This window comes from Novosphingobium kalidii (assembly GCF_040534015.1).
Classification (GTDB): Bacteria; Pseudomonadota; Alphaproteobacteria; order Sphingomonadales; family Sphingomonadaceae; genus Novosphingobium; species Novosphingobium kalidii.
Map to the genome: position 1 here is coordinate 54,816 of NZ_JBEWLY010000009.1, position 10,348 is coordinate 65,163.

9 protein-coding genes and 1 tRNA gene are annotated in these 10,348 nt (G+C 62.0%); 7 read left to right on the forward strand and 3 right to left on the reverse strand.

Annotated elements, in window-relative coordinates; genetic code table 11:
* Positions 1-4: 4 nt before the first annotated feature.
* The gene (locus tag ABVV53_RS05995) at positions 5-493 is read right to left on the reverse strand and encodes a DUF2062 domain-containing protein (RefSeq protein WP_353983491.1); all 489 of its coding nucleotides are present in this window, start codon (positions 491-493) and stop codon (positions 5-7) included.
* Between the two features lie 345 nt (positions 494-838).
* On the opposite strand from ABVV53_RS05995, the gene ABVV53_RS06000 reads away from it, so the two are divergent.
* The 5 genes from ABVV53_RS06000 to ABVV53_RS06020 all read left to right on the forward strand — a co-directional run bounded on the left by ABVV53_RS06000 (position 839) and on the right by ABVV53_RS06020 (position 5,625).
* Positions 839-2,029 (forward strand): BaiN/RdsA family NAD(P)/FAD-dependent oxidoreductase, encoded by a 1,191-nt coding sequence (locus tag ABVV53_RS06000; RefSeq protein WP_353983492.1) that lies wholly within the window; start codon positions 839-841, stop codon positions 2,027-2,029.
* A 96-nt stretch (positions 2,030-2,125) separates the two neighbouring features.
* Positions 2,126-3,019, forward strand: a complete 894-nt coding sequence (locus tag ABVV53_RS06005) for a pirin family protein (RefSeq protein ID WP_353983493.1) — start codon at positions 2,126-2,128, stop codon at positions 3,017-3,019.
* Positions 3,020-3,188: 169 nt separating this feature from the next.
* Positions 3,189-3,986, forward strand: a complete 798-nt coding sequence (locus ABVV53_RS06010; RefSeq protein WP_353983494.1) for a type 1 glutamine amidotransferase — start codon at positions 3,189-3,191, stop codon at positions 3,984-3,986.
* Between the two features lie 74 nt (positions 3,987-4,060).
* A complete protein-coding gene (locus ABVV53_RS06015; RefSeq protein WP_353983495.1) occupies positions 4,061-5,080 on the forward strand; it encodes an endonuclease/exonuclease/phosphatase family protein in 1,020 nt (339 codons plus the stop codon).
* Between the two features lie 5 nt (positions 5,081-5,085).
* Entirely contained in the window at positions 5,086-5,625 is a 540-nt protein-coding gene (locus ABVV53_RS06020) for a hypothetical protein (RefSeq protein ID WP_353983496.1), read from the forward strand.
* A 24-nt stretch (positions 5,626-5,649) separates the two neighbouring features.
* Here the strand turns inward: ABVV53_RS06020 and ABVV53_RS06025 are convergent, their stop codons facing one another.
* Positions 5,650-7,284: a mechanosensitive ion channel family protein gene (locus tag ABVV53_RS06025; protein ID WP_353983497.1), complete on the reverse strand. Its 1,635-nt coding sequence runs from the start codon at positions 7,282-7,284 to the stop codon at positions 5,650-5,652.
* A 413-nt stretch (positions 7,285-7,697) separates the two neighbouring features.
* Here ABVV53_RS06025 and ABVV53_RS06030 point away from each other — a divergent pair.
* A tRNA-Thr gene (locus ABVV53_RS06030) sits at positions 7,698-7,773 on the forward strand.
* A gap of 495 nt (positions 7,774-8,268) precedes the next feature.
* On the forward strand, positions 8,269-8,682 hold the full coding sequence (locus ABVV53_RS06035) for a flagellar biosynthesis repressor FlbT (RefSeq protein WP_353983498.1): 414 nt from the start codon (positions 8,269-8,271) through the stop codon (positions 8,680-8,682).
* A gap of 728 nt (positions 8,683-9,410) precedes the next feature.
* Here ABVV53_RS06035 and ABVV53_RS06040 read toward each other — a convergent pair.
* Entirely contained in the window at positions 9,411-10,265 is an 855-nt protein-coding gene (locus tag ABVV53_RS06040; RefSeq protein WP_353983499.1) for a flagellin, read from the reverse strand.
* Positions 10,266-10,348 lie beyond the last annotated feature (83 nt).

Genomic DNA, 10,348 nt, shown 5'->3' on the forward strand with positions numbered 1-10,348 from the left:
CGGTTTACGCCAGCCGTCCTGAAGCCGCGGGCCGGCGGCTCCATCGCTTCACCAGTCGCAAGCGCCAGAACAGCGCGGTGAACGTATAGCCCAGCGTCGCAGAAACGACGGCGAAGATTAGCAGTCCGGCCGCAGTGGCGCCCGATGCGTGGAGGAACAGCGAAAACCAGTCCGCATCGGCAGCCGCTGATCCAAACGAAGTCACCGGCAGCATCTCGCCTACTTTAAAGGCGGCAAAATAGATCGGCGCAAACGTCAGGGGGTTGGTGACCAACGTGGCAGAGGCGGCGATGGGCACGTTGGCGCGAATCGGCACCGCGAGCAGAGCCGCGATTACGAACTGCCCGATCGGTATCAGGAATCCGACGAACAGCCCCAGCGCGACACCGCGAGGCAGGCTCCTGCGATTAAGGTGCCAAAGACTGGGATGGCTCAGCAGATGAGCGAAGGGCCGAACCCATCTATTCTGGAATACGATCTCGCGCGCCTTCATTCCCGGTCTTTCTGCACTATCCGACTCGGCCAGGCGCCACGCCTGACGCTCCATATGACGCGACTACAACATCTGCATGAAACCGCGCTTGCCGGATGGACAAGCCGCAACATCGCAAATTCACCTTAACCGCTGGCGAATGCCACCGGTGAAAGACCACATATGGGCACCCTCGCCGCTCTTTTCGAGGATGACAGATCGGGCGAACAGAACCGACTGAGCGAGGCTCGTCTCAGGCGGGGCCATGCGGTAGGGGCCCCGCATGATTCCATTTTCCGGCCACAACCGCGTTGCCATTGCCGATGCAGCGGTATCCCGCTTTCCAAACTCGGGCCGCCACGCGTCGTGAGCGAAACAAGTGCTTTCGACGTGATCGTGCTGGGCGCAGGCGCTGCCGGCATGATGTGCGCTGCCACCGCGGGAGCACGGGGGCTGCGGGTGCTCTTGATCGACCATGCTCCTGAACCGGGCCGGAAAATCCTCATATCAGGTGGCGGACGGTGCAACTTCACCAACCTGCACACCGGCCCCGACCGCTACCTTTCCGCCAATCCGCATTTCGCCAAGTCCGCCCTGGGGCGCTACACGCCGGAGGACTTTCTGGCGCTCGTCGGGCAGCATGGCATCGCTTGGCACGAGAAAACGCTGGGGCAATTGTTCTGCGATGGCTCGGCGCGGCAGATTGTCGCGATGCTGGTGGCAGAGTGCGACGCTGCCCGCGTGAAGATGCTGCTGGGCCATCCGGTCGCCGAGGTAGATCACGCCGACGGTGCCTTTCGGGTCAAGGTCGATGGCCGCGACTGGTCCGCCCCCTCCCTCGTGCTCGCCACTGGAGGACCTTCCATTCCAAAGCTGGGCGCGACGGGCTTCGCCTATGATGTCGCGCGCCGCTTCGGCTTGTCGATCGTGCAGCCGCGCCCTGCCCTCGTCCCACTCACGCTCGGTGGCGAAGATGCCCTATTTCAAAGCTTGTCCGGAGTTTCCGCGCAAGTAGAAGTCAGCTGCAAGAAGACGCAGTTCCGCGAGGCGGCGTTGTTCACACACCGCGGTCTCTCCGGTCCAGCGATGCTGCAGATTTCCTCCTACTGGCAGCACCGCGATCCCTTGTCGGTGAACTTCCTGCCAGAAATCGAACCGGAATGGCTCTTGCGCCAGAAGCAGGCGCAACCGCGCACCACGGCGCGGCGATCTCTTGCCGCCGCGCTACCGGCGCGCCTTGCGGAGGTGCTGAGCGAGCGCCTCTCGCTGGAGGGAGATCTGGGCAACATCCCCGACAAGGCTCTGCGCGCGGCACAGGCCCGCCTTACCGCCTGGATCTTCACGCCCAACGGCACCGAAGGGTTCGCCAAAGCCGAAGTCACCGCGGGCGGCATTGCGACCAAGGACTTGTCCTCCCGCACCATGATGGCTTCGCGCGTCCCTGGCCTTCACGCAATCGGAGAGGCTGTGGACGTGACGGGATGGCTGGGCGGATACAACTTTCAATGGGCGTGGGCGAGTGGCTGGGCGGCAGGTCAAGCGCTCACGGCGGCGTAGCTCTTGGGAGCGGCAGCGCCTCGCGTCTCACTCAGCGGCATTGCACCGCCTGCCCGGCCCTATATTCTCCAGCCTTAATTCCTGGGAGAGCATGCCATGATCGAGATGATCATCGAACAACGCCGGCGCAGCCTTGGCGGAGGACTGGAGGTCGGCCGGGTCCTACCGTTCGCCAAACGGCGAATGGTAGGACCGTTCGTATTCTTCGATCACATGGGGCCGCTCGATGTCGCCGCCGGAGTCGATCGTACGCTTGACGTACGGCCCCATCCGCACATCGGCCTTTCGACGGTAACATACCTGTTCTCCGGTGAGATCATGCACCGCGACAGCGTGGGGTCGCACCAGCCTATCCGCTCGCGTGAGGTGAACTGGATGACTGCCGGCAGCGGCATCACTCATAGCGAGCGTTTCGAAAAGGCGCGTGCGGTGGGCGATCGCCTTCATGGTATCCAGGCCTGGGTGGCACTGCCGGTCGAGGCTGAAGAGACCGCGCCCTCCTTCTCCCACCACGCGGGCGACGATCTGCCGCAGTGGAATGAAGCAGGCGTGCACGGGCAACTCATTGCAGGCGAAGCTTATGGACTGAACGCTGGTGTGAAGACACACTCACCTTTGTTCTATGCGCACCTCGACCTTCAGAACGGCGCCACGGCTGAAGTTCCTGAAGGCTACTCAGAGCGCGCGATCTACATTGCGACCGGCGCGGTTAAAGTCGACGGCACCCGGCACGAGGCCGGACAAATGCTGGTCCTTGGCCCAGGTGTCTCGCGCCTGCGCGCCGACGGCAGTGCCACGGTGATGGTCCTGGGCGGCGAGCCGCTGGGCGAGCGCTTCCTGTTCTGGAACTTCGTCTCCTCTTCGCGCGAGCGCCTCGATCAGGCGGCAGCGGACTGGAAGGCCGGGCGCATGAAACTGCCGGATGGAGACAGCGACGAGTTCATTCCTCTGCCCGACACGCCTCCTGCCCCTCCGCCGTCGATGAGCTGAGCTTCGTCCGACCGCCGCCCTTTATGTAAGATCCAGATCTTGGGAGCGGATGCGAGGTCTGGCCGTTACGCCTGCTCAAGACAGAAAGGGTCGTGTGCCCACTTCGGAATTAAACTTCCTCATCGCAGAGAGCGAACCCCCTCGGGCTCGCGAGAAGCGGCGCGAAAGCGTGGGTCGCAGCTCTGGTGAGACCTACGAAGCACTGTTGTCGCACCTTGCCCCCGGCGCTCGCTGTACGCGCATTCAGCCGGCGGACGGCAATCGCGCATTGCTGGGATCAGCAGACCTGAGCCAGTTCGACGGCGTCTTCATCACCGGCTCGCCTCTGCATCTTTACCAGGATTCGCCGGAGTGCCGCAGGATCATCACGTTCATGCAAGCGGTCTTTGCATCGGGCACTCCTTCATTCGGCTCGTGCGCTGGTCTACAGGTTGCGACAGTGGCTGCGGGAGGATCGGTTCGGAGCATGGGCCAGCGTCGCGAAGCCGGATTCGCCCGGCGGATCTTCCCGACCGATGCCGGACGCGACCACCCGCTGCTGCGGGGGCGCCCACCCGCTTTCGACGCGCCCGCGGTGCACACCGATGAAGTGGCACAGCTTCCTCCTGGCGCAACGTTGCTGGCCTCGAACAGCACCACACACGTGCAAGCGGCGGAAATTCGCAGCGAGGGTGGCGTGTTCTGGGGCGTGCAATACCATCCGGAGATCAGCCTTTGCGAAGTCGCCGCCGCTCTACGGCGACAGTCCAAGGATCTGATCGAGCACGGGCTTGCTGCGGGCCAGGAGGATGTGGAACGCAAGGCCGCGCTAGTTCAGGCGCTTCACGAAGCGCCGAACCGACTGGATCTCGCATGGCAGCTTGGCCTTGATGAACAGGTCGTCGCCCAGGAGCGTCGCACGCTTGAGGTCCGCAACTTCATCACGCATCTTGTGCTGCCCGCAAGAACCCAGCGGGCGCGCAGCTGATGCGCGCAGCTTCAAGCATGTGCCTCGCGCTCGTTTCAGTTGTGCTGCTGTCCGCATGCGGTGCACCGCCTCCGATGCGCTCCCTTCCGTGCGCCGAGGCACCGCTCCCTTCGATCAAGAGCGAAGTGGGCGAGCGCGTCGCCACCACCACTCTTTCCGTGCTGACGTACAACATCGAAGGGCTCGCATGGCCGGCGCGCCGGGGACGCGCAAGGTATCTGAGGGAAATCGGCGCGAGGCTGGCGAAGCTTCGCGAGGCGGGCCAGAGCCCAGATGTCGTGCTGTTCCAGGAGGTGTTCAGCAACAATGCCAAGCGGGCTGTTGCTGCGACCGGCTATTCCGCTACCACTTCCGGCCCCAAAAGGACCACGCGAGCACCGCGCCCCAGACCCGACCCGCTGCCAGGCAGATCCAGCCCTAAACGCGGTGAGTTGGGCATCCGATTTCTTGGGAGCGGCCTTGCCATCGCCTCTCGCTACCCCATCGTGCACACCGAGGTGCAGGCTTACGGACGCAGATCCTGTGCCGGCATCGACTGCCTGAGCAACAAGGGCCTCGTCCTGGCGCGCATCATCATGCCGGGCGTTCCCACGCCCGTGGACCTCTACAACACGCACATGAACTCACGGCTGGCATCACGCGCACCTGCGGAGCGCGAAGCGGCCGCTCACGACCGCCAGTCCCTCATGGCTTCCGAATTCATCAACCGGACGCATTTGGATGCCTATCCGCTGGTCTTTGGCGGAGACTTCAACATGGCAAACTCCGAAGCGCGGTGGGACCATTTCTCCCGCCATCAATCGCTGTCCCTCGTCCATCATGTCTGCAACGAACCTTCGTCGGGATGTGACGTGCGGATGTCGTGGGATGGCGATGCGCCTTGGATGGACACGCAGGATCTGCAATTCTTCTGGAGCGGTGATGTTGTCTCCATCCGGCCAGTGAGGGTCGAGGCCATGTTCGACGGCTCGCCGGGAAGTCCGATGCTCTCCGATCACGATGGCTTTCTCGTCACCTACGAACTGGCTTGGCAGCAAGGACGAGAGCGCCCTGCTGCGCAGCTATGTCGAGGCGATCCGGATTCGCGGAGCTAGTTAACGTGGCGAAGCTGAAGGTCTATCGCACCGCCGTCGGCTTTCGCGATGCCTATGTCGCCGCTCCCGGCCAAGCCGCCGCGCTCCGGGCATGGGGAACGGAAAAGAACCTGTTCAGCCGCGGGATGGCGGAAGTCGTCACCGATGCAGCGCTGATGGAAGAGCCGCTCAGCAAACCGGGCGATGTCGTCTACCGCACACGCGGCAACTTGAAAGAGCAAGTCGCAGCATTGGGCAAGCTTCCTCGGCAGAAGGCGAGAAAGGAAGCTGAGCGCAACAAAGCTTCGGACTCGCCCAAGCAGCCCTCCAAGCGCTCTCGTCCCAAGCCCAGTAGAGCGAAGCTCGACGATGCCGAGCGTGCAATTGGCACCCTGGAGGAGCAACGAGCGCAGGCAGAAGCCGATATGCGTCAGCGCGAACGCGCGCTAGCGGCTCAGCGCGCCGCCATGGATGCGCGTTTCGCGAAGGCGATGGATCAGCTGAAAGCGAGCGAGCGCAAGGCGCGCGAAGCCTACGAAGAAGCTCTGCGCCAATGGGAGCCCTGAGCCTCAGGCACCGCGCGGCGCCCTTCAGCTTTGCTCGCCCCCCCCGTCTCGTGAGTCGCGGATAGGCAGCGGCGGAGCTTCGCGCCCCTCCGACTTTGCCGCCCTGTTTTCCGTTACAAGATGCAGCGTCCTGGTTGGGAAGGCGATGTCCACTCCCAGCTCCTCAAGCTTCGCGAAGATCGTCAGCATCAGATCCTGTCGGATGACCAGACTCTCGTCGTAATCCGCAGCCTCCATGTACGCGAAAACTTCGATGTTGAGTGCGCTGTCACCGAACGTCGTGAACCGCGCGCGTGCTCCCGGCTCCGTGATTCGTGAATGGCTGTGCAAGACACTCTCCACGGTCTCGACTGCCTGCAGCAGACGAGCCGAGCCGATCCCGTATTCCACGCCGATCACGGGATTGAACAGAAAGCGGTCGCGCTTTGCGAAGTTCTCAATCTGGCGTGAAGAAAAATCCCCGTTGGGGATGGTGACGAGAGTACGTTCGAGTGTCCGGATGCGCGTGGAGCGGATGCCGATGTCCTCGACCGTGCCGACAACGTCGCCGACCCTGCAAAAGTCCCCCACCTGAACCGGCCTGTCCGCGATCAGCGTCACGCTGCCGACCAGGTTCTCGACTGTCTTCTGCGCGCCCAAAGCGAGTGCGATACCGCCGATGCCCAGCGCGGCAACACCAGTGGTCACGTCGATGCCAAAGGTGTCCAGAATCGCAACCGCGGCTACGAACAGCAGCAGCACCTTGCCGGCGCGGCGCATGAGCGTGATGACCGATACCGCTTGTCGCCGTTCCAGCCCCTCCATCCGGCTGATGGCCAGCTTGGAAATGGCATCGATCAGACGCGCAAGGAACCAGGCAAGCGCAACCCATGCAAAGATGCCGACATAGCGCAACAGGAGCTGACGCGCGACAATCGACACCGGGAACGAGCGGGCCCAAAGCTGAAACGCGATCGTCGAAAGCAAGAGGCTGAGCGGCGGCATCGCCGCCTGCGCGAAGCGATAGACAGAGCTTTGCTTCCGATGAGGAATGACCCGTGCCATGATCGCCAGGATGCTGGCATTCACAAGGTGGAAACCAAAGAATACCAGCACCGCGATGCCCAGCAGCTTTAGCCAATCCGATAGAGACGCACCGGCGATCTGAGGCCCCGATTCCGCCACTGGAGTGACATCGGGTTGAAGCGAGCGGACGACTCGGGTCGTCTCGCGCGATACCCGCCAGACTGCCACGCCCTCATCGTTGGTAGTACGGGTCAGCCGGATCGGGGTCTCCTCGGCGTTGCCGAGTTCACCAACCCTTTCGCTATTCGGCTCAAGGCCATCTTCGAGAATGCCGGTGGGCTCATTGGAGAGCGCACCAAAGGGCTGAAGAGCGCCGCCAGCATCCAGCACCGCCTGCAATTCGCGCGCGAGCTGCTCACCTCTGTCGCTCGCCTCAAAATAGTGCGATGCTCGGGCGTAGTCGCGCTCAGCCAAAGCGGCGAGCAGTCCGGAAACAGCCCCCCGCGGCGTCTCACGGCCATAAGGATCGGATGGCGCCGCAGCCTCAGTGGAGGCTGCTTCATCGGTCTGTATTCCCGGAAGCTGAGCGAACGCAGGCGAAACCAGCGAGATCATTAGCAGTGCCGCCCAGAAGCGACATGCAACTCGTACCATCAATGGAGAACTCCTGAAGATCAGAGCACCTCGGCTCGGCTAAGCGTACGGCGGGAGGAAGGCATCGGCAGCCGGCGGCTGCTCAGTTGAGGTTTGCACGGAATTCTCAAGAGCCAACTCTGACTTGTTATGTCTGAAGCTCACCTTGAACTGGATGGACGCTCCTTTTCAATCCTTGGGAACGAAATTCATCGACAGGGTGTGCACGGCACGCAACGCGGCGCTTGATGAAGGTGGGATCGAGCGGGCCGCCCGGACTGCCCTTGCCGGCACGGCTCATCTCAGTCGCTATAAAGACCTTGCGTGACTCGGCGCCCCTCGGTAAATGCGCCGCTCGCCCATGCGCGTCGCTGTAGCTTGGCATAGCAGGCCAGCCGGCACATTGTATGGTCGAGACGAGGGATGACGGGTAGGCCGCTTTAGCTCAGTTGGTAGAGCATCGCATTCGTAATGCGGGGGTCACGTGTTCGAGTCACGTAAGCGGCACCACCATTCCCAAGGCACTTCCACAAGAAAACACGGCGGAAGACGTTCAGGCTTGGGTCCTGACTTGGGCAGCTTAGGCTAGTCCTTCGCAATCAACCCGGTCAAACCCACTAAATGAAGTGAGCGGGGCTCACCGTATCCCAAGCCGCAGCAATTGAGCCAGCCGGCCCCTCGAATCTGGAATATTCGACGGCCACAACGAAGCTAACTGGCTTGCCGCAGCTCATGGTTCTGTTGGCCCAGCGCGGCGGGCGCTCACTCTCATGCTCGACTGCCATACGCACAGCGCGCTCACGCACCTCAGGTGAAACGTGTTCGTCGTCTTGCTCATCGCGGCTCCACTCTCTCAGGAGTTGAAGCCTCCGGAGAACCGGGCGATTTAGCCAGCGCCGCTCTCCCCCAATTAACGCTGCGCACCAATGCGGAAAAATTTGCCTAGTGACGCCATCTCGGTGCCCGAGCCTCTATAAAAGGAATACCTCAGAAAGGAAACCAAGCGTGGCACTCAGAATTGATCTCCGCGACGGCGAAAGTGTGGTTGTAAACGGCGCCGTACTCTGTGCGTCTGGCCGAGCCCGAATTCTCGTGCAAAATCGCGTCACTATCCTGCGGGGTACCGAGATCATGCTCCCGGAGCAGGCCACCACTCCTGCGCGTCGCCTCTACTTTGCATGCATGATGGCCTACCTGGAACCCGAGGTGGAGGCCTATCGGGACGACGTACTCAGTCTTTATGAGGCGATCTTTGACACGTTCGTCGGGGAAGAAGCGAAGCTATCATGCGGTAAATTGGCGACCTTTATGGCGACCGGTGACTTCTTTCGTGCACTCGGCGTCTGTCGTGAGCTGATCGAATACGAAGATGGTATCCTTGAACGAATGGAGAGTGCTGGGGCGCAAGCCGCCGCTTAGCAGCAGATTTCCCGCACCACCGCAGTGTAAAACGACGAACCTGCGCTGTGGCGGGCAGACTGTGGCCGTCCGCTACCGCGCTTCCATCCGGCACACGCTTGGGAGCCTAAGCGGCCCCTTGCGATTCGTGTGCGATCGCGCCGGGCTCGCTTAGTGAATACTCATCGAGGCTTGCCAACCTAGATCGCGAGTGTGGGCGACCACCAGACACAGTTCGGCATATAGCTTGTCCCAGAAACGCACTGGGATCGCGAAGGGCTGGCCAGTCGGTGGCTGCCTCACTTCGATGAGTGGAGACGCTCCCAAAACGAGGCGAAGGCGACAAGCGCGGCCGCGCATACTGTCCTCGTCAGGAAGGGCATACGGCACAGCGAGCCGGGCGGACATGATGAAGCTGGTTAAAAGTTCTGCCCCCTGGGGGTCCAGCACCAGCATGGGCGCATCCGGCTGATCTGGAAGCTCAAGCGTGATCAGAGCTCCCGCAGTGTTTAGAGCCACACTTATCCGGAGACGATCTCCGCTTTGATCAACAATTTCGCGAAGTCGCGAGTGCATGTGATGTGCCGCCTGAAAAGATCGGGCCTGCAAACGGGCGAGACACCGGTGGGACAGTTCGCCGCGCTGGCGCGATCGTCCGGCGCGGATGCATGTCGAGCGAATAAAAGGGGCCGGAGTTTCTGGCTCCGACCCCCAAAGTCTTAGACGTTCGAGACGTCCCTGATCCGTTATTAACGGAACAGCGACATGATCGACTGCGGCGCCTGGTTGGCAATCGACAGAGCCTGCAGACCCAGCTGCTGCTTGACCTGCAAAGACTGCAGCTTTGCAGATTCCTTGGCGAGGTCGGCGTCAACAAGGTTGCCGATACCGCCTTCGATCACGTCCGACAGCTTGCTGGTGAAAGACAGCTGACCGTCGATCTGACGCGAAGCTGAACCCAGAGTCTTCAGCGATGTCGAGACCGCCGTGGCGAACGTATCGATCGTGCCCTTCAGCGTGTCAGCTGCGGCGGCAGAGGCGAGCGCAATGTCGCTGCCGGCAGCACCGAGGCCGGTGGCTGCGGACGCGTCGAGACCCTGGTTGGCGACGCTGATGACGTTCGTGGTCGACGTCGACTTGGTCCCCATCAGAGCGCTGACCGTACCCGTCGCGCCGGAAGCCGGAGCCTTGAGCAGGTTGACGCCATTGAACTCAGACGAGTCGATGATCGAGTTGATCTGCTTCTTCAACGAAGTCATGTCCGCCGCGATCGCATTCCGGCTGTCTTGGTCGAGACCAGCGTCCGAAGCTTCGGTGACCTTCGTCTTCATCTGATTCAGCAGGTCGGAGATCTGCTCCGCACCAGCCACGGCAACATCCGTCGTGCTCTTTGCGCGGTTGAGCGAAGAGGTGACCGCAGACAGGCTGCCCACATCGCCGCGCAGCTTCTGCGCGATGGTGTACTTGGCCGAGTCATCCTTGGTCGACGAAACCGCCAGGCCGGTGTTGATGCGGCTCTGCGTGGTGTCGAGACCCTTGTTCGTCGCGGTCAGGTTCTGCAGAGCTGCCAACGCGCCAGTGTTGGTGTTTACGGAAAAGCCCATGATTATCTTCCTTCTAAGTATGCAGCCTCTTCTGAGGCCTTGAGCCGGAGCGGCGGCCCGCCGGCGAACGAACTTCTTGTCAC

Bases quoted from the DNA above. Each gene is read 5' to 3' on its own strand.
- ABVV53_RS06025 (WP_353983497.1), bottom strand. From the start codon at position 7,284: ATGGTACGAGTTGCATGTCGCTTCTGGGCGGCACTGCTAATGATCTCG.
- ABVV53_RS06015 (WP_353983495.1), top strand. From the start codon at position 4,061: ATGCGCTCCCTTCCGTGCGCCGAGGCACCGCTCCCTTCGATCAAGAGC.
- ABVV53_RS05995 (WP_353983491.1), bottom strand. From the start codon at position 493: ATGAAGGCGCGCGAGATCGTATTCCAGAATAGATGGGTTCGGCCCTTC.
- ABVV53_RS06005 (WP_353983493.1), top strand. From the start codon at position 2,126: ATGATCGAGATGATCATCGAACAACGCCGGCGCAGCCTTGGCGGAGGA.
- ABVV53_RS06040 (WP_353983499.1), bottom strand. From the start codon at position 10,265: ATGGGCTTTTCCGTAAACACCAACACTGGCGCGTTGGCAGCTCTGCAG.